Source organism: Tepidimonas sp. (assembly GCF_046292505.1).
GTDB lineage: Bacteria > Pseudomonadota > Gammaproteobacteria > Burkholderiales > Burkholderiaceae_C > Tepidimonas.
This window is the reverse complement of sequence record NZ_JBKBQX010000004.1, coordinates 88,656-106,746: the sequence shown is the minus strand read 5'-3', so window position 1 is coordinate 106,746 and position 18,091 is coordinate 88,656. Positions and strand designations below refer to the sequence as shown.

The window sequence follows — 18,091 nt, the reverse complement described above, 5'->3', positions numbered from 1 at the left end:
CCCGTCAGCCCCGCCGCGGCCGGCTGCGGTGGGGGCAATCGGTCCGCTGGCAGTGCGCGTACAGCGACAGCGCGTGCTCTTGCAGGGCAAAACCGCGCTCTTGCGCGATCGCCTGCTGGCGCCGCTCGATCTCGGCGTCGTAGAACTCTTCCACCCGGCCGCAATCCAGGCACACCAAGTGGTCGTGGTGCTGGCCTTCGTTGAGCTCGTAGACGGCCTTGCCGGACTCGAAGTTGCTGCGCACCAGGATCCCAGCCTGCTCGAACTGCATCAACACCCGGTACACCGTGGCCAAGCCGATGTCGGACTGCTCGTCCAGCAGCACCTTGAAGACGTCCTCGGCCGTCATGTGGCGCTGGCGCCCCGACTGGAAGATCTCCAGGATCTTCAGTCGCGGCAACGTGGCTTTGAGCCCCGTGTTTTTGAGTTCTTCGATGCCGGTCATGCGTGCAGGGGGTGGTTGCGGGCGGCCCGGGGCGCGCGCCACTACAATGGGCCCGATGATATAACCTCGCGCCGAGTCCTGCGCGCCCGTGTGCCCATTCGTCCCACGCCATGAAACCTGCCGCCCCCCCGATGCGCTCGACCCCGCGGCGCCTGGTTCGCCGGGCCGTCTGGCTCGCCCCGCTGCTGGCCCTGACCGGCTGCAGCGCCCTGGACGAGGCCGCGTCGCGGCTGTCCACCGTCGGCGGCTTGGTCACCCCCTATCGCATGGACATCCTGCAGGGCAACGTGGTCGTGCGCGAGCAGGTGCAAGCCCTGCAGCCCGGCATGACGCGCGAGCAGGTGCAGGCCATCCTCGGTACGCCGCTGGTGGCCAGCGTCTTCCACGCCAACCGCTGGGATTACGTCTTTACCTTCCAGCGCCAGGGCCAGGCTCCGCAGCGGCGCGTGGTCAGCGTGTTCTTCCAGGGTGATCGGTTGGAACGGGTGCAGGCCGACGACCTGCCCACCGAGGAGGAATTCGTCTCTTCCCTGGACGTGCGCCGCAAGGCGGCACAACCTCCGGTGCTCGAGGCGACCGAGGAGCAGCTCAAAGCCTTCGAGGCCAAGACGCCCGCCCCCCGCGCCGCCAGCCCTGGGCCTGCAGCCTCCCAACCCGCCCCTGGCCCCGCTTCCGCCGCGGCGCCTAGCTATCCGCCGCTCGAGCCGCGCTGACCGCCTCGCTCCCGCCCGTTGCCATGACCGCTTCCACCCCCCACCGCGTTGCCATCGCCGGCGCCAGCGGCCGCATGGGCCGCATGCTGATCGAGGCCGTGCAAGCCGCCGACGACTGCGTGCTGTCCGCCGCGCTCGACCGTCCCGACAGCCCGGCCCTGGGGCAAGACGCCGCCGCTTTTTTGGGGCAGCCCGCGGGCGTGGCCATCGGGGCCGACGTGGACGCCGCCGTGGCCGCCAGCGATGTGTTGATCGACTTCACCCGTCCCGAGGGCACCCTGGCCCACCTGGCCGCATGCGTGCACCACGGCACGGCCATGGTCATCGGCACCACCGGGTTTACCGCGGCACAAAAGGCCGTCATCGCCGAGGCCGCGCAGCGCATTCCCATCGTGCTGGCGCCCAACATGAGTGTGGGCGTCAACGTTACGCTCAAGCTGTTGGAGATGGCGGCGCGCGCTCTGGCCACCGGCTACGACATCGAAATCGTCGAGGCCCACCACCGCCACAAGGTGGATGCCCCCAGCGGCACCGCGCTCCAGATGGGCGAAGTGATTGCCGCGGCGCTGGGCCGCGATCTGAAGGACTGCGCCGTCTACGAGCGCCATGGCCACACCGGTGAGCGTGACCCGTCCACCATCGGCTTTGCCACGGTGCGCGGCGGCGATGTCGTGGGCGACCACACGGTGATGTTCCTGGGCACGGGCGAGCGCATCGAAATCACCCACAAGTCCAGCAGCCGCGCCACCTATGCCCAGGGCAGCCTGCGCGCGGTGCGCTTCCTGGCCGGGCGGCGTCAGGGGCTGTTCGACATGGCGGACGTGCTGGGCTTGCGCTGAGCGGCGCGGGCGCCGACGGGGGCGCTCCACCTACAATGTCGCGCAACGTTGGGCCGCGCATCGGGCGCGGCTCGCCCGCTCGTTGTCGACTTTGCGCCATGCAAGACACCTACTCCCCCCGCGATGTCGAGGCTGCCGCCCAGGCCCACTGGGCTGCGCGCGACGCCTACCGCGTTGCCGAAGACGCGTCCAAGCCCAAGTTCTACGCCTGCTCCATGCTGCCCTACCCCAGCGGCAAGCTGCACATGGGGCACGTGCGCAACTACACCATCAACGACATGATGGCGCGCCAGCTGCGCATGCGGGGCTACAACGTCCTCATGCCGATGGGCTGGGACGCCTTCGGCCTGCCGGCCGAGAACGCCGCCATCAAGAACGGCGTGCCGCCGGCGCAGTGGACCTACGACAACATCGCCTACATGAAGCGGCAGATGCAGGCGATGGGGCTGGCCATCGACTGGAGCCGCGAGATCGCCACCTGCAGCCCTGAGTACTACAAGTGGAACCAGTGGCTGTTCCTGAAGATGCTGGAAAAGGGCATCGCCTACCGCAAGACGCAGGTGGTCAACTGGGACCCGGTCGATCAGACCGTGCTGGCCAACGAGCAGGTGATCGACGGGCGCGGCTGGCGCACCGGCGCACTGGTGGAAAAGCGCGAGATCCCCGGCTACTACCTGGCGATCACGAAGTACGCCGAGGAGCTGCTGTCGGCGGTGGCCGATCCGGACGACCCGAACTTCCTGGCGGGCTGGCCCGAGCGCGTGCGGCTGATGCAGGAAAACTGGATCGGCAGGAGCGAGGGCGTGCGCTTTGCCTTCCCGCACGACATCCGTGACGAGCGCGGCGAGCCGATCCAGGACGGGCGGCTGTGGGTGTTCACCACCCGCGCCGACACCATCATGGGCGTAACCTTCTGCGCGGTGGCGCCGGAGCACCCGCTGGCCGCGCACGCGGCGCGCGGCAACCCGGCGCTGGCGGCCTTCATCGAGCGCTGCAAGCTCGGCGGCACCACCGAGGCGGAGCTCGCGCTGAAAGAAAAGGAAGGCATGCCGACGGGCCTGTCGGTGACCCATCCGCTCACCGGCGAGGCGGTGCCGGTGTGGGTCGGCAACTACGTGCTGATGGGCTACGGCGACGGCGCGGTGATGGGCGTGCCGGCGCACGACGAGCGCGACTTCGCGTTCGCCAAGAAGTACGGCCTGCCGATCAAGCCGGTCATCGCGGTGGAAGGCGAGACGTTCTCGCCGCAGGCCTGGGCCGAGTGGTACGCCGACAAGCAGCGCGGCCGCTGCGTCAACTCCGGGCCGCTCGATGGCCTGCCGTATCAGGCCGCCGTGGACAAGGTGGCCGAGCTGCTGGCCGCCAAGGGCCTGGGCGAGAAGAAGGTGACGTGGCGCCTGCGCGACTGGGGCATCAGCCGCCAGCGCTACTGGGGCACGCCGATCCCCATCATCCACTGCGACGACTGCGGGCCGGTGCCGGTGCCGTACGAAGACCTGCCGGTGGTGCTGCCGGAGGATCTGATCCCGGACGGCAGCGGCAACCCGCTGGCCAAATGCGAGGCGTTCCTGAAGGTCGACTGCCCGAAGTGCGGCAAGCCCGCGCGGCGCGAGACCGACACCATGGACACCTTCGTCGATTCGTCCTGGTATTTCATGCGCTACTGCGACCCCACGGATGCGGATGCCATGGTGGCCGACGGGACGCGCTACTGGATGCCGATGGATCAGTACATCGGCGGCATCGAACACGCCATCCTGCACCTGCTGTATGCGCGCTTCTGGACCAAGGTGATGCGCGACCTCGGGCTGGTGCAGGTGGATGAGCCGTTCCAGCGCCTGCTCACGCAGGGCATGGTGCTCAACCACATCTACAGCCGCCGCACCGCCAAGGGGGCCAAGGAGTACTTCTGGCCGCACGACGTGGAACATGTGCTGGATGAGGGGGGCAAGATCGTCGGCGCGCGTCTCAAGCGCGATGTGCCCAGTGCCGATGGCGTGCTGCCGGCCGGCACGCCGATCGACTACGAGGGCGTCGGCACGATGTCCAAGTCGAAGAACAACGGCGTCGATCCGCAAGATCTGATCGAGCGCTACGGCGCCGACACCGCGCGGCTGTACACCATGTTCACCGCGCCGCCGGAAGCGACGCTGGAGTGGAACGACGCCGCGGTGGAGGGCAGCTACCGCTTCCTCAAGCGCGTCTGGGCGTTTGGTCAGCGGCTCGCGCAGGCCGATTGGGCCGGGGCGACGCAGGCCGCGCAGGGTGCGGCATCGCTGGCCGATGTGGCCTATGGCAAGCGCGCCAAGGCGCTGCGCCACGAGATCCACACCCTGCTCAAGCAAGTGGACTACGACTACCAGCGCATGCAGTACAACACCGTGGTGTCGGGCTGCATGAAGATGCTCAACGCGCTGGAGGCGTTCGACCCGGCGGACGAGGCCGGCGGCGGCGTGGCGCTGATCGAGGGTTTCGGCATCCTGCTGCGCTGCCTGTATCCGGCCACGCCGCACCTGACGCACGTCCTGTGGCAGTCCCTGGGCTACGCCGGCGCGCTGGGCGATTTGCTCGATGCGCCGTGGCCGCAGGCGGACGAGGCGGCGCTGCGCCGCGACGAGGTGGAGCTGGTGCTGCAGATCAACGGCAAGCTGCGCGGCAGCCTGACGGTCCCGGCCGATGCCGACCGCGCGGCCATCGAAGCGGCGGCGCTGGCCTCGCCGGAATTTGCCCGATTCAGCGACGGTCAGCCCGCCCGCAAGGTGGTGGTGGTGCCGGGGCGTCTGGTCAACGTGGTGGTCTGATGGTGGCGACGCGGCGCGCCTGGGTGCGTGGGCTGGCGGTCGGGGCCTTGGCGGCCGCGGCCCTGGCGGGCTGTGGCTTCCAGTTTCGGGGGACGGGCTTGCGCTTTGCGTTTCGCACGCTGCGGTTGCAGGCGGCCGCCGACTCCGACGTGCTCGACAGCCTGCGCGCCCAGCTCCAGGCGGCGGGGGTGGGGGTGCTCGATGCCTCGCGGCCATCCGCAGCCGGGGCACCAGGGCCTGAGCCGGCGCCTGCCGCGGATGTGGTGTTGCAGGTGCTGCAGGACCAGCGCGAGCGGGTCGTGGTCGGCACCACGGCGGCCGGCCAGGTGCGCGAGCTGGCGTTGCGGCGGCGTTTCCGGTTCGTCCTGCGCACACCGACCGGGCGCGAGCTGATCCAGCCCACCGAGCTGCTGCAGGAGCGCGAGCTGAGCTTCTCCGAAACCGTCGTGCTCGGCAAAGAGGCGGAAGAGGCTTTGCTGTTCGACGACATGCGCGCGGCGGTCGTGCGCCAGTTGCTGGTGCGGCTGGCGGCCGTGGCGTCGCCGAACTGAGGGTTGCGCGGATATCGGGCCAAGTCCGCCCGGAACGGGTCAGGCCGCAATGCCCTGGCGCGGCCCGGTGATGGCCAGCACCGGAAGGCCGCGCGCCAGCCGCAGCAGCGTAGAGTGGGCGTTGCGCGGGATCAAAGTTTTGCAAGTTTACGTTTGAAACGTGGATTTGCGCACCTGATGTTCGCGCATCAAGGTGCTTTTGCCAAACAGGCTCTCGATCAAATCCACCGCCAGCAACGCGGTGCGGTTACGCACATCCAGCGCGGGGTTCAGCTCCATCACGTCCAGGCTGGCCAGGCGGCCGGTGTCGGCGATCATCTCCATGCACAGCTGGGCTTCGCGGTAGGTGGGGCCGCCGGGCACCGTCGTGCCCACGCCAGGCGCGATGTCCGGGTCCAGAAAGTCGACGTCGAAGCTGACATGCAGGTGGGTGTCGGCGTCCAGGCCCGTCAGGGCTTGTTCCATCGTGTGGCGCATGCCCATTTCGTCGATGTAGCGCATGTCGTACACCTCCAGGCCCTGTTCGTGGACGAAGCGCTTCTCCCCCGCATCGACGCTGCGGATGCCAATCTGGCGCACCTGCTGCGGCCGCAGCGCCGGGCCTTCGCCGCCCAGGCACACCAGCGCCTGGGGACCAAAGCCGCACAGGCACGCCACCGGCATGCCGTGCAAATTGCCGCTGGGGGTGAGCGCCGAGGTGTTGAAATCCGCATGCGCGTCCAGCCAGAGCACGCGCAGCTTGCGACCCGTGGCACGACAGTGGCGCGCCACGGCGCTGATGGAGCCCATGGCCAAGCAATGATCGCCGCCCAGCAGGATCGGCAGGCGCCCATCTGTCAGTTCGGCGTACACGGCGTCGTGCACCGCGCGGTTCCATGCCACCACCTCGTCCAGGTGGCGGTAGCCATCCACGGCGGGGCGCCACGGGTTGGCCGGGCCGCTCAGGTTGCCGCGGTCTTCCACCTGCAGGCCGTGGGACTCCAGCGCCGCTTGCAGGCCGGCGACGCGCAGCGCCTCTGGGCCCATGGATGCGCCGCGCGCGCCGGCGCCGATGTCAGTGGGAGCGCCCACGAGGGCGACGGGAGGAAACGAAGTCGTGCTCATGGCGGACGGTGTCGATAGTGACGAAGCGGATAGTGTGGCATGCCACCTAGAATCCCCGCCATGCAGATCGGTGTCGCCCAATTGCCCGCCCAGCTCCAGCGTGCGCTGGCGCCCTTGTATGTGGTGCACGGCGACGAGGCCCTGCTGGTGCAGGAGGCGGCGGACGCCATCCGCGCGGCCGCGCGCGCGGCGGGGCATGTCGAGCGCAGCGTCTTCACAGTGGCGGGTGCGCACACCGATTGGAGCGGCATCCTGGCTGCCGGCGGCGCCCTGAGCCTGTTTGCCGACAAGCGCCTGATCGAGGTGCGCATTCCGTCGGGCAAGCCGGGCAAGGACGGGGCAGAGGCGTTGCAGCGCCTGGCCGAGTCCGCCGCCGCCTCGGCGGACACCGTCACCCTGGTGCTGCTGCCCCGGCTGGATGGCACCGCGCTCAAGAGCGCGTGGTGGACGGCGCTGGCGGCGCATGGCGCCGTGGTTCGCGTGGATCCCGTCGAGCGGGCGCAACTGCCCGATTGGATCGCGCAGCGCCTGCGCCAGCAGGGGCAGCATGTCGCCGCGGGCGAAGAGGGCCGGCGCACGCTGGCCTTCATGGCCGATCGGGTGGAGGGGAACCTGCTCGCGGCGCACCAGGAGGTCGCCAAGCTGGGCCTGCTGTACCCACCGGGCGAGCTGTCCTTCGAGCAGGTGCGCACGGCGGTGCTGGACGTGGCGCGCTACGACCCCTTCCGGCTGCCCGAGGCGGTGTTGGACGGGGCGCTGCCGCGCGTGCAGCGCATGTTGGACGGGCTGCGCGCCGAAGGGGTGGCCCCCGTGCCGGTGCACTGGGCGTTGGCCGAGGAGGTGCGCACCCTGCACCGGGCGCGGCAAGCGATGGACCGCGGGCAGCCGCTGCCGCTGGTGCTGCGCGAACAGCGTGTCTGGGGCCCGCGCGAGAAGCGCTACGAGCGCCTGCTGCCCCGGCTGCGGGTGGCGCAGACCGGGCGCTGGCTGGCCGACGCGCAGACGGTGGATGGCATCGTCAAGGGGTTGAGCGCCCCCGACTGGCCGGCCGATCCGTGGCTGGCGCTGCAACGCCTGGCCTTTGCCGTGGCAGCCGGGTGTGCCGCCGCACGCTGAACCGTGCGGTGTCCGGGGCCGGTTGCGGCTTCTGTTAGCATCTATGGTTATGCGTCGAATCGCCGCCCTACTCCTGTCTGCGCTGATGACCGTGGCCGCCCATGCCGCGCCAGTGGCGCCCGCGGCTCCTGAGGTCGGCGCGCCGGCCACAGAGGGCCTGCTCGGCCAGCTGCAATCGGTTGGCACCGAGACGGGCCTGATGGCCAGCCAGCTGATGAACACCGCGCTGGGCCTGATCGGGGTGCCCTACCGCATGGGGGGCAGCACCGCTGAGACCGGTTTCGACTGCAGCGGCTTCGTGCGCTATGTGTATGCCAACACGCTCGGGTTGGTGCTGCCACGGCGCGCCGCCGAGCAGGCACAGGCCACCACCCCCATCGCCAAGGACGAGCTGCGCCCTGGCGATCTGGTGTTTTTCAATACCATGCGCCGGGCGTTCAGCCATGTCGGCGTCTATCTGGGGGATGGCAAGTTCATCCACTCCCCCAGCAAGGGCGACAGCGTCAAGATCAGCGACATGAACGATCGCTACTGGGCGCGGCGCTTCAACGGCGCGCGCCGGGTGGATGCCGCGCAAACGCCGCTGCCGCTGGCGCGTTGATCCCGCTCAGGAACCGAGCAGCCGTTCGATGTCGCGTCGCAGCGAGCCGCTGTCCGGTGCCGTGAGGCTGTTGTAGGCCAGCACGGTGCGGCCGTCGCGGCTGATCAGGTACTTGTAGAAGTTCCACTTCGGTGTCGTGCCGGTGCGCTCGGCCAGCTGCCGGAACAGGGCGTTGGCCTGCGGGCCGCGCACGTGGCTCTTGGCAAACATCGGGAACTGCACGCCGAAGGTGTTCTCGCAGAACTCGGCGATCTGCTGGTTGCTGCCGGGCTCCTGCTGGCCGAAGTCGTTGGACGGAAAACCCAGCACCACCAGCCCGCGGTCGCGGTAGCGGCGATAAAGCTCTTCCAGTCCCTTGTATTGCTGCGTGAAGCCGCAATAGCTGGCGGTGTTGACCACCAGCACCACCTGGCCGGCGTACTGGCACAGATCCTGCGGTTTTTCGTCCTGCAGCCGCTCGAAGCGGTGTTGCAGGATGGCGGGGCAGGCGGAGGCGTTGGCGGGCGTGGCCGTGGCGGCGTGGCTGGGGGTGCTCATCGGTGCGAGGGCCGCGACGGCAAAAGCCGCGGCAGCCAGGGTGTGCAGACGGGGTCGGGTTTTCATGCGTGTCAGAGGCGTGGGTGGATCGGTGCGTTCCCTGATTTAGCCCAGCACCTGTGACCATAGCGCCAGCACGGCGTCGCGCTCGCCGGCCACGTCTGCGGGGTCGATCTGGGTGCCGGCCTCGTCCAGCCGCGCGCGGTGCTGCAGTTGCCGCAAGTGGCGGTAGGCGTCGGCGGCGGCATGGCCGAGGCCAGCGGGCAGCAGGCCGGCGTCCTCAGCGCGCTGCAGCAGCGCGATGTTGCCGGCGTTGGCGCGCAGCGGCGGGTGCGCCGCGCTGTGCGCCAGCACCAGGTACTGCACGGCGAACTCGACGTCGATCATGCCGCCGGGGCTGTGCTTGAGGTCGAAGCGGCCGGCGCGCACCGGGTGCGCGTCGTAGAGGCGCTGACGCATCGCGCGGATTTCGCCGGCCAGCGCCGCGGGGTCGCGCGGGGCGGTGATGACGGCCTCGCGCACGGCGTCGAAGCGCGCGCGCAGGTCGGGGCTGCCGACCACGAAGCGCGCGCGCGTCATGGCTTGGTGTTCCCAGGTCCAGGCGGTGTTGCTGCCGCGGTTTTGCTGGTAGTCGGCGTAGGCCTGGAAGGTGGTGACCAGCAACCCGGAGTTGCCGTTGGGTCGCAGCGCAGTGTCGATTTCGAACAGGTCGCCCTCACCGGTTTTGACCGTCAGCCAGTTGATCAGCTTGCGCACGAAAGCGGCGTAGGCTTCGGGGGCGCGCTCGTCGTCGTCGTCGTAAACGAACACGATGTCGAGGTCGCTGCCGTAGCCGAGCTCCTTGCCGCCGAGCTTGCCGTAGCCGATGATGGCGTGGCGCGGCTCGTCGCGGTGACGGCTCTTGAGGCGCTGCCAGCACCACTGGCCGGTGATCTGCAGCACGGCGTCGGCCAGGGCGCTCAGGTCGTCGGCGACCTGCTCCACCGTCAGCAGCCCCTCGACGTCGCGCGCCAGGGTGCGGAACACTTCGGCGTGGTGGGCGCGGCGCAGCAGGTCCAGCAGTGCCTCGTCGTCATCCTCGCCGGTCTTGTGCAGCGACCAGCGGCGCGCCTCCAGGTCGGCCGCGAACGCGGTGGCATCGAAGCGGCCCTCGTACAGCTCGCGGCTGGCCAGCTCGTCGATGACGCCGGGATGGCGCAGCAGATAGCGCGCTGGCCAGCGCGCCGCGCCCAGCACGCGCAGCAGCCGCTCGTGCACGGCGGGGCGTTCCTGCAGCAGCGCCAGATAGCTCTCGCGGCGCAGCAGCGGCTCGATCCAGTCGGCCAGCCGCACGGCGGCGGTTTCGCTCACGCGGCCTGCCTCGATCCATGCCCCGGTGCGCTCCACCAGCCGCGCCAGGCGCACCCGCGCGTCCTCGCGCAGCGCCAGCACGCGCGGATGGTCGCACCACGTCGCCACGCGCTCGGCAAACCCCGCCGGTAATTGCGGCAGCACGGCTTGCAAGTCTTCCGCCGCCGAGCGGGTCTGCCCGTTGCAGCCCTTGCCGTTGCAGCCCGTGCCGTGGCCGTCGCCGCCCAGCAGCGTGTCGAACTCCTGTGCCACCACCTCGCGGTGCGCGTCCAGCGCCCGCAGAAAGGCGGGCGCCCCGTCGAAGCCCAGCGTCGCGGCGATCCAGGCCAGGTCGTCGTCGCGCGTGGGCAGCACATGGGTCTGCTGGTCGTCCAAGTACTGGATGCGGTGCTCGACCCGGCGCAGAAAGACGTAGGCATCCGCGAGTTGCTGCGCCTTGTCGGCGGGCATCAGGCCGGCCTGGGCCACGCGCTGCAGCGCCTGCAGCGTCGGACGGGTGCGCAGCTCCGGAAACTGCCCGCCGCGCACCACCTGCAGCAGTTGCACGATGAACTCGATCTCGCGGATGCCGCCGCGCGAGAGCTTGACGTCGTTGGCGCGCTCCGGGTGGCCGGCGGCGCGCCGCGCCGCGTGCTCGCGGATCTGGCGGTGCAGCCGCCGCAGCGCCTCGAATACGCCGTAGTCCAGGTAGCGGCGGAAGACGAACGGCAGAACGATGGGCCGCAGCCACTGGCCGGTGCCATTGCGGCGGGCGCCCTCGGCCGGGGCGACCACGCGGCTTTTCAGCCAGGCAAACCGTTCCCACTCCCGGCCCTGAACCTGGAAGTAATCCTCCAGCGCGCCCAAAGAGACGGCAGGTGGGCCGGAATTGCCATTGGGCCGCAAGGCCAGGTCCACCCGGAACACCTGTCCGTGCTCCGTCACATCGCCCACCAGCGTGTGGATCCGTTTGACGACCTTGCCGAAATACTCGTGGTTGCTGATGCGGTTGCGTCCTTCGGTATTGCCGGCGGTCTCGCCCTCGCCCTCGTACACGTAGATCAGGTCGATGTCGCTGGAGACGTTGAGTTCGCGCGCGCCGAACTTGCCCATGCCGACGATCCACCACGCGCAGCGCCGCCCCTCGGGGGCCTCACCCCCTTCGCCCGGCGGCAAAGGCCCTGGGGGATCACCGGCCGGTGCCAGGGGCCGGCCGTGCAGCGCGTCCAACTCGGCGCAGGCGGCGCGGGCGGCTTCGTCCAGCGCCAGCTCGGCCAGCGCGGTGACGCCACGCGTGACCGCTTCCAGCGGGGCGGCTTGCTCGCAGTCCAGCACGGCCAGCCGCTCGAGCGTCAGGTGGCGCAGCACCCGCAGCGCGGCATCCAGCCCGTACCCGCGTTCGCGCAGGGCGCCCAGGGCCATGCGCAACGTGTCGGGGGTGGGGGGCCCCGGGGGCAGCAAGGCACGCTCGCCGTCATAGCGGCGGCGCACGCGTTGCACGAAGCGGCTGTGGTCGGCGCGGGCCGAACCAACGCTAACGCTCGACATCATAATTTCGTGTGACTCCAACCCCGACCCTCTCCCGCCCCCCGTGGCACCTGCGCACGCTGACGCTGGCGTCCCGTGTCGCGCTCGGGCTGGCGGTGGCGGTCTGGGCGTTGCTGATCGTGGCGTGGGGGGCTCTCCAGTTCTGGATTGTGCCGCGCGCCGAAGCCTGGCGGCCGACCCTCGAAGCGGTGGCCACACGCGCGCTGGGGGTGCGCGTGACCGTCGGGGCCATCGAGGCCGCGACCGCTGCCGGGGCCGCTACGCTGACCCTGCGCGATGTGCGCCTGCACGATGTGCGCGGCCACGAAGCGCTGCATCTGCCCCGGGTGTTGGCGGCGCTGTCGGTGACCTCGCTGTGGCGCCTGGGCTTCGACCAACTCGTGATCGACGGTCCGACGCTCGAGGTGCGCCGACTGGCCGACGGCCGTCTGCAGGTCGCGGGGCTGGAGCTGGCGAGCACGGGCGGCGACAGCCCCGCGGCCGATTGGTTTTTTGGTCAGCGCGAATTTGTCCTGCGGGCCGGGGTGCTGCGCTGGATCGACGAGCAACGCCCGAACGCCCCCCCGCTGGCGCTGACGGCGGTGGACCTGGTGGTGCGCAATCCCGGCCTGCGGCACGAGTTTCGGCTCGATGCCACGCCCCCGGCGGAGTGGGGCGACCGCTTCAGCGTGCGGGGCCGCTTTGCCCGGCCGTTTTGGCAGACCCACCCCGGGCGCTGGCGCGAGTGGTCGGGCGAGTTGTTCCTACTGGCGCCGCGCCTGGATGCGCAGCGCCTGGAGGCCTATGTGGACACCGCCTCCCTGTGGGGTGTGCGCGAGCTGCGCGCCACCGGCGCCTTGCGGCTGTGGGCCGACGTGCGCCGCGCGCAATGGCGCGCCGCCACCGCGGATGTGCAGTGGAGCGATGTCCATGTCGTGTGGGCGCCGAGCGCGCAGGCGCGGGTCGAGCCCCTGCGGGTAGCCCATTTGGGTGGGCGGTTGGGGCTGCAACGGGATGGCGACACCACCGTCTGGAGCACCCAGGGCTTGACCATCACCACGGGCGACGGCAGCGACTGGCCACGCGGGGATGTGCGCTTCGAGTATGCCCTGGCGCCGGACGGAGCGCTGCGGAGCTGGGCCTTGTCCTCCGACCGGCTGGACTTGGGCGTGGTCCAGCGGCTGGCGCGGGTGCTGCCCTTGGGCGAGGCCGTCAACCACTGGGCGGAGCAGACGCAGCCGGCCGGCGTGGCCGAGGGACTGGCGGTGCGCTGGAGCGCCCCACTCAAGCCTGGCGCGCCGGAGCACTGGGAGGCGCGCGGGCGCGTGCGCGGGCTGGGCCTGCGGGCCGGCGCCGTGCCGCGCGTCGCGCCGGGCGAGACGGCCTTTGGTCGACCGGGGCTGGAAGGTGTCGACGTCGAGTTTGCGCTGGACGAGCGGGGGGGCCGGGCGACGCTGGCGCTGCGCCACGGGGCGCTGGTGTTTCCCGGTGTGTTCGAAGACCCGCGCCTGACGTTCGACGAGCTGTCGGCCGAGGCCCGCTGGACCATCGAGGGCCCGGCGATCACGCTGGACGTCAGCCGCCTAAGTTTTGCCAATGCCGATGCCGCCGGCAGCGGCAGCGTGCGCTGGCGTACCGCCGACCCCGCCCACAGCGCGGCGCGGGACCGCTTCCCCGGGCGCATGGCGCTGGATGTGCGCTTGACGCGCGCCGACGGCGCGCGCGTGGCGCGTTACCTGCCCGTCACGGTGGGGGCCAGTGCGAGGCAGTATCTGCAAACCGCCATCCGAGCCGGGCGGGCAAGCAACGCCACCTTCCGCATCGACGGGGATTTGTGGGACTTTCCCTTTGCCGACGCGCAGCAGGGCACGTTCGAGGTGCGGGCCCAGCTGCACGACGTGGCCTTCGATTACGCCCCGCGGCACCTGCTGCCGGCGGGCAGCGCCCCCTGGCCGGCGCTGGAGCGCGTGGCGGGCGAACTGTTGATCGAGCGGCGACGCCTGCAGATCCTGCGCGCCGGGGGCAGCGTCGTGGGGCAGCCGGCGCTGCGGGCGTTGCAGGCCGAGGCCGTCATTCCCGACTACATGGCCGACGAGCCGCAGTTGCAGGTCAAGGGGCTGATCCGGGGGGCGGGTGACGAGGCGCTGCGCTTCGTGGCCGCATCGCCGCTGCGCGACTTCACCGGCGCGGTGCTCGACACCGCGCGGGCGACCGGTGCGCTGGACGTGGCGTTGGATTTGCGCATGCCCCTGAACCACACCGACCGCACCCAGGTACGCGGGCAGGTGCGCTTTGCCGGCAACGATGTGCAGATGCGTCCCGACGTGCCCCCCTTGCAGGGTGTGCGGGGGACGCTCGACTTCACCGAAAAGGGCTTCGAGGTGACACAGGCGAGTGCGCGTGTGCTGGGCGGCGAGCTGCGCTTCAGCGGCGGGATGGGCCGGCGCGACGGCGCCGCGGTGGTGCGCTTTCAGGGGCAGGGGACGGTGAGCGCTGCGGGGTTGGCGGCCAGCCGCGAATGGGACTGGGCCCGCTGGCTGGGCGCGCGCGCCCAGGGGGCCGCGCGGTATGCGCTGGGCCTGGCGTTTGGGCCGGACGGCATGGACCTGCAGTTCGACAGCGATTTGCGGGGCTTGGGTGTGGCGCTGCCGGCGCCGCTGGCCAAAGCGGCGGACGCCGCCTGGCGCGTCCAGGTGGCGGTGGAGTCCCGACCACGCCCCGATCCGGCGTCGCACGTCACCCGCGACCGCCTGCGCCTCACCGTCGAACCCTCGGGCGACGCCGTGCCGCTGCGTGCCGAATACGAGCGCGAACATGCCGGCCCGCACACCGCGGTACGCCGTGGACGGCTGGCTGTGGGGGCCGAGCTGCCGGACTGGCCCGCCTCCGGCGTGGCGGGCGTGGCGCGCTTGCGCACGCTGGACGCCGATGCGTGGCTGGCGCTGCTGGAGCCGGTCCCCGCGCCTGTGCCCCCGCGTGCCAGTGGCGCCAGCGGTGCCAGCGCGGCGGCGGGGCTGGACTGGCGCGGCAGCGACGCCTACTGGCCCAGCCGTCTGGGGGTCACGCTGGATCGTCTGGTGGTCGGTGGTCGATCGTTCGACGCGCTGACGGCCGGTGGCTCGCGCGAGGGGGAGCTGTGGCGGTTGACGGTGGCGGCCCGCCAGTTGGAGGGCTATCTGGAGTACCGGGGCGGTGCGCAGGAGCGGCTGCTGGCCCGGCTGGCCCGGCTGGAGCTGCCGCGCAGCGCCGCGGCCGATGTCGAGCGGCTGGCCAGCCAGCCCCGCTCGGTCCCCGCGCTGGATGTGGAGGTGGACGCCTTTGAGCTGGCCGGCCGTCCCCTGGGACGGCTGGAGGTCCAGGCGGTCAACCGCGACGCCGGTCAGGGGGGCGAGGTGCTGCGCGAATGGCGGCTGCAGTCGCTGCGCCTGACCGTGCCGGAGGCGCGCTTGAGCGCATCGGGCAACTGGGCCCCCACCGCGGCCGTGACCGGCCCCGGGCAAGCGGCCAGCGCCCGCCGCACCGCCTTGCAGGTGCGGCTGGACATCGACGACGCGGGTGCGCTGTTGGAGCGCTTTGGGTTTGCCGGCACGCTGCGCGGCGGGCGGGGGCGTCTGGAGGGTACGCTGGGCTGGCTGGGCTCGCCCTTGGGGTTGCACATGCCCAGCCTGTCGGGCGAACTGCTGCTGGATGTGCAGCGCGGGCAGTTCCTCAAGGCCGACCCGGGCATCGCCAAGCTGCTCGGGGTGCTGAGCCTGCAGTCCCTGCCGCGACGCCTGACGCTGGACTTTCGCGATGTTTTCAGCGAAGGGTTCGCGTTCGATTTCGTGCGCAGCAACGCCCGCATCGCGCGCGGCGTGGCCAGCACCAACAACCTGCAAATGAAGGGCGTCAGCGCGGCCGTGCTCATCGAAGGTCAGGCCGATTTGGTGCGCGAAACCCAGGACTTGACGGCCGTGGTGGTGCCCGAGCTGAATGCGGGCACCGCCTCGCTGGTGGCGACCATGATCAACCCCGTCACCGGGCTGGGCACCTTTCTGGCGCAATGGCTGCTGCGCGAGCCGCTGCAGGCGGCGGCCACGCAGACCTTTCGCATCACCGGCACATGGGCCGACCCCCAGGTCGAGCGCATCCGGCGTACGATACCTGCTTCCCAGCCTTCCGACGTCAACCCGGAGCGCACCCCATGAAAGTCGCCGCCATCCAGATGGTGTCGGGCACCAGCCTCGACCACAACCTTGCCCAGGCACACGCCCTGCTGGATCAGGCCCGCCTGGCCGGTGCCGAGCTGGCCGTGCTGCCGGAATATTTCTGCCTGATGGGCCAGCGCGATGCCGACAAGCTGCTGATCGCCGAGCAGCCGGGCCTGGGCACCGTGCAGGATTTTCTGGCCGACAGCGCGCGTGAGCTGGGCCTGTGGATCGTCGGCGGCACCGTGCCGCTGGCCACCGACGACCCGCAGCGCGCCGCCAACGCCTCGCTGGTCTACGACCCGCAGGGCCGCTGCGTGGCGCGCTACGACAAGATCCATCTGTTTCGCTTCCACGACGGCCAGCAGGGCTACGACGAGGCCGCGGTGCTCCAAGCCGGCGCGCAGCCGGTGGCCTTCTCGCTGACCGACCGCCGCGGCACCGCCTGGCGCGTGGGCCTGAGCGTGTGCTACGACCTGCGCTTTCCGGAGCTGTACCGCGCCTTGGCGGCCGACGTGCTGGTGGTGCCGGCAGCCTTCACCCACGTCACCGGGCAGGCGCACTGGGAGGTGCTGCTGCGCGCGCGCGCCATCGAGAACCAGGCCTATGTCATCGCCAGTGCGCAGGGCGGCGTGCACGAGAACGGCCGCCAGACCTGGGGCCAGAGCATGGTGGTCGACCCCTGGGGCGTGGTGCTGGCGCAGCAGGCCACTGGCGCTGGCGTGGTGGTGGCCGAGTTGGACCGCGCCCGGCTGGAGGAGGTGCGCCGGCGCCTGCCGGCGCTGCAGCACCGGCGGCTGTGACGCGGTGCGCGGGTGGTGCGCGGCAGGGACCGGGCTCAGCGCGGCGGCTCGTCCGAGCGGGGGGTGTCCGTGGCCGTGTCGGTGTGTGATGCGGGCGGATCCGCATCCGCCGGTTCGCCGCGCTTGCGGCCGGCGAACATCGTCCACCACACGATGAAGACGAACAGCAGCAGCGCGCCGAGCGCTTCGAGCAGCAACAGAGTCATGACGGCAACGACATCGACGGGGACGGGGTGGGGCGCGGGTCGGGTGGTCCGGCTACTGGCGTGGGGGATTCTAGGCACGCTGGCGGGTTGCGGCAGCGCGCCGCCAGCCGTTCCCACCGAGGCCAGTGCGCCCGGTGCACCTGTGGTCATGGAGGCGCCGGCACCCGCGCCGGTTCCCCCGACCCCGCCGTCGGGTTCGGTTGCCGCCCCGGTGCCCCTGGTCGACGGGCAGGCCCCGGCGGTGCTGACGCCCAGCGACGCTGATTGGCAGGCGGCCGATGCCGCGCCGTTGCCCGCGCCGCTGCGCCGAGGCGCAGCCTTGTGGCAACCGGTGCGCTGGAGCGAGCTGCCCGGCTGGGGTCGGGACGCCTTGCACGAGGCCTGGAACGCCTGGCTGCGCAGTTGCGAGCGGCCGGCGCCGCCCTGGGGCCCGGTGTGTGCCGAGGTGCGCCGGCTGGCCCTGGCCGACGCGCTGGAGCGCCACACCTGGATGATGCGGCGCCTGCAACCCTACCGGGTGCTGTCCCCCGACGGGGGCAACCGCCCGGGCCTGCTCACCGGTTATTACGAGCCGGAGCTGCAGGCCAGCCGCGTGCGCCAAGGGGCCTATCGCGTGCCGCTGTACGCTCCGCCAGCGGCCCTGGCGGCCGCGCCTGGCCGTCCCTGGTTCAGCCGCCAGCAGATCGACAGCGACCCCCAGGTCCAGCGCCATCTGGAGGGGCGCGTGCTGGCCTGGCTGGCCGATCCGCTGGACGCTTTGCTGCTGCAAATCCAGGGCTCGGGGCGGCTGCGCATCCTCGAGCCGGACGGGCGCATCACCCTGGCGCGGCTGGCCTATGCCGCGCACAACGGCCATCCGTACCAGAGCGTCGGGCGCTGGCTCCTGGAGCGGCGCGAGATCCGCGAGGGCACCTGGGAGGCGATCCGCGCCTGGGCGGCAGCCCATCCGCAGCGCATCGACGAGCTGCTGTGGACCAATCCGCGCGTGGTGTTTTTTCGGGAGGAGGCGCTGTCCGCCCTCGACATCCAGTTCGGCCCGCGGGGCGCGCAGGGGGTGGCGCTCACGCCGGCGCGCTCTGTTGCGGTGGACCGCGAGGCCATCCCCTACGGCACCCCGCTGTGGCTGGCCTCCAGCGGTCCGGTGGCGCAGTTGCAGCGGCTGGTGCTGGCGCAGGACACCGGCAACGCCATCGTCGGGGCGGTGCGGGCGGATTTTTTTGCGGGCTGGGGGGAGAGCGCCTATACCCTGGCCGCGGGCCTGAAGCAGCCGCTGCAGCTGTGGGCGTTGTGGCCGCGCGAGCAGCCCTGAACCGATGAGGGAATGCGAACCAT

The 18,091-nt window shown here is 71.2% G+C and carries 14 protein-coding genes; 9 read left to right on the top strand and 5 right to left on the bottom strand.

What is annotated here, in order from left to right; genetic code table 11:
• Positions 1 to 4: 4 nt before the first annotated feature.
• A complete protein-coding gene (fur, locus tag ACK4TH_RS03620; protein ID WP_068607825.1) occupies positions 5 to 445 on the bottom strand; it encodes a ferric iron uptake transcriptional regulator in 441 nt (146 codons plus the stop codon).
• A gap of 131 nt (positions 446 to 576) precedes the next feature.
• On the opposite strand from fur, the gene ACK4TH_RS03615 reads away from it, so the two are divergent.
• The 4 genes from ACK4TH_RS03615 to lptE all read left to right on the top strand — a co-directional run bounded on the left by ACK4TH_RS03615 (position 577) and on the right by lptE (position 5,349).
• Positions 577 to 1,158, top strand: coding sequence for an outer membrane protein assembly factor BamE (locus ACK4TH_RS03615; protein WP_409622912.1), 582 nt, complete (start codon positions 577 to 579; stop codon positions 1,156 to 1,158).
• A 23-nt stretch (positions 1,159 to 1,181) separates the two neighbouring features.
• Positions 1,182 to 1,997 (top strand): 4-hydroxy-tetrahydrodipicolinate reductase, encoded by an 816-nt coding sequence (gene dapB / locus ACK4TH_RS03610; protein WP_409622791.1) that lies wholly within the window; start codon positions 1,182 to 1,184, stop codon positions 1,995 to 1,997.
• 98 nt (positions 1,998 to 2,095) lie between these two features.
• Entirely contained in the window at positions 2,096 to 4,798 is a 2,703-nt protein-coding gene (gene leuS / locus ACK4TH_RS03605) for a leucine--tRNA ligase (protein ID WP_409622788.1), read from the top strand.
• Complete coding sequence (gene lptE / locus ACK4TH_RS03600) at positions 4,798 to 5,349, top strand: LPS assembly lipoprotein LptE (protein ID WP_409622785.1); 552 nt, start codon at positions 4,798 to 4,800, stop codon at positions 5,347 to 5,349. The genes leuS and lptE overlap by 1 nt, the downstream gene beginning before the upstream one ends.
• Positions 5,350 to 5,496: 147 nt before the next feature.
• On the opposite strand, the gene rocF is transcribed toward lptE, so the two are convergent.
• Positions 5,497 to 6,453: an arginase gene (rocF, locus tag ACK4TH_RS03595; protein WP_409622782.1), complete on the bottom strand. Its 957-nt coding sequence runs from the start codon at positions 6,451 to 6,453 to the stop codon at positions 5,497 to 5,499.
• A 60-nt stretch (positions 6,454 to 6,513) separates the two neighbouring features.
• On the opposite strand from rocF, the gene holA reads away from it, so the two are divergent.
• Positions 6,514 to 7,569 carry a DNA polymerase III subunit delta gene (gene holA / locus ACK4TH_RS03590; protein WP_409622779.1) on the top strand — a complete coding sequence of 352 codons (1,056 nt, stop codon included), beginning with the start codon at positions 6,514 to 6,516 and terminating at the stop codon, positions 7,567 to 7,569.
• A 49-nt stretch (positions 7,570 to 7,618) separates the two neighbouring features.
• Positions 7,619 to 8,170: a C40 family peptidase gene (locus tag ACK4TH_RS03585; protein WP_409622776.1), complete on the top strand. Its 552-nt coding sequence runs from the start codon at positions 7,619 to 7,621 to the stop codon at positions 8,168 to 8,170.
• Positions 8,171 to 8,176: 6 nt separating this feature from the next.
• Here the strand turns inward: ACK4TH_RS03585 and ACK4TH_RS03580 are convergent, their stop codons facing one another.
• Positions 8,177 to 8,773, bottom strand: a complete 597-nt coding sequence (locus tag ACK4TH_RS03580) for a glutathione peroxidase (RefSeq protein WP_409622773.1) — start codon at positions 8,771 to 8,773, stop codon at positions 8,177 to 8,179.
• 39 nt (positions 8,774 to 8,812) lie between these two features.
• On the bottom strand, positions 8,813 to 11,587 hold the full coding sequence (gene glnE / locus ACK4TH_RS03575) for a bifunctional [glutamate--ammonia ligase]-adenylyl-L-tyrosine phosphorylase/[glutamate--ammonia-ligase] adenylyltransferase (RefSeq protein ID WP_409622770.1): 2,775 nt from the start codon (positions 11,585 to 11,587) through the stop codon (positions 8,813 to 8,815).
• 8 nt (positions 11,588 to 11,595) lie between these two features.
• Between glnE and ACK4TH_RS03570 the strand changes: the two genes are divergently transcribed.
• Together ACK4TH_RS03570 and ACK4TH_RS03565 are read left to right on the top strand one after the other, a co-directional pair.
• Positions 11,596 to 15,750: a YhdP family protein gene (locus ACK4TH_RS03570; RefSeq protein ID WP_409622768.1), complete on the top strand. Its 4,155-nt coding sequence runs from the start codon at positions 11,596 to 11,598 to the stop codon at positions 15,748 to 15,750.
• Positions 15,747 to 16,553: a carbon-nitrogen hydrolase family protein gene (locus tag ACK4TH_RS03565; RefSeq protein WP_409622766.1), complete on the top strand. Its 807-nt coding sequence runs from the start codon at positions 15,747 to 15,749 to the stop codon at positions 16,551 to 16,553. Before ACK4TH_RS03570 ends, ACK4TH_RS03565 begins: the two co-directional genes overlap by 4 nt.
• A gap of 35 nt (positions 16,554 to 16,588) precedes the next feature.
• Here the strand turns inward: ACK4TH_RS03565 and ACK4TH_RS03560 are convergent, their stop codons facing one another.
• Entirely contained in the window at positions 16,589 to 16,759 is a 171-nt protein-coding gene (locus tag ACK4TH_RS03560; protein ID WP_409622764.1) for a hypothetical protein, read from the bottom strand.
• A 211-nt stretch (positions 16,760 to 16,970) separates the two neighbouring features.
• Between ACK4TH_RS03560 and ACK4TH_RS03555 the strand changes: the two genes are divergently transcribed.
• Positions 16,971 to 18,068 carry a murein transglycosylase A gene (locus tag ACK4TH_RS03555; RefSeq protein WP_409622762.1) on the top strand — a complete coding sequence of 366 codons (1,098 nt, stop codon included), beginning with the start codon at positions 16,971 to 16,973 and terminating at the stop codon, positions 18,066 to 18,068.
• The last annotated feature ends 23 nt before the right edge of the window (positions 18,069 to 18,091 follow it).

Excerpts from the sequence above, each read along its gene's own strand:
- ACK4TH_RS03560 (WP_409622764.1), bottom strand. The coding sequence starts at position 16,759 with ATGACTCTGTTGCTGCTCGAAGCGCTCGGCGCGCTGCTGCTGTTCGTC.
- ACK4TH_RS03565 (WP_409622766.1), top strand. The coding sequence starts at position 15,747 with ATGAAAGTCGCCGCCATCCAGATGGTGTCGGGCACCAGCCTCGACCAC.
- rocF (WP_409622782.1), bottom strand. The coding sequence starts at position 6,453 with ATGAGCACGACTTCGTTTCCTCCCGTCGCCCTCGTGGGCGCTCCCACT.
- lptE (WP_409622785.1), top strand. The coding sequence starts at position 4,798 with ATGGTGGCGACGCGGCGCGCCTGGGTGCGTGGGCTGGCGGTCGGGGCC.
- ACK4TH_RS03580 (WP_409622773.1), bottom strand. The coding sequence starts at position 8,773 with ATGAAAACCCGACCCCGTCTGCACACCCTGGCTGCCGCGGCTTTTGCC.
- ACK4TH_RS03585 (WP_409622776.1), top strand. The coding sequence starts at position 7,619 with ATGCGTCGAATCGCCGCCCTACTCCTGTCTGCGCTGATGACCGTGGCC.
- holA (WP_409622779.1), top strand. The coding sequence starts at position 6,514 with ATGCAGATCGGTGTCGCCCAATTGCCCGCCCAGCTCCAGCGTGCGCTG.
- ACK4TH_RS03615 (WP_409622912.1), top strand. The coding sequence starts at position 577 with ATGCGCTCGACCCCGCGGCGCCTGGTTCGCCGGGCCGTCTGGCTCGCC.
- fur (WP_068607825.1), bottom strand. The coding sequence starts at position 445 with ATGACCGGCATCGAAGAACTCAAAAACACGGGGCTCAAAGCCACGTTG.
- glnE (WP_409622770.1), bottom strand. The coding sequence starts at position 11,587 with ATGATGTCGAGCGTTAGCGTTGGTTCGGCCCGCGCCGACCACAGCCGC.
- dapB (WP_409622791.1), top strand. The coding sequence starts at position 1,182 with ATGACCGCTTCCACCCCCCACCGCGTTGCCATCGCCGGCGCCAGCGGC.
- leuS (WP_409622788.1), top strand. The coding sequence starts at position 2,096 with ATGCAAGACACCTACTCCCCCCGCGATGTCGAGGCTGCCGCCCAGGCC.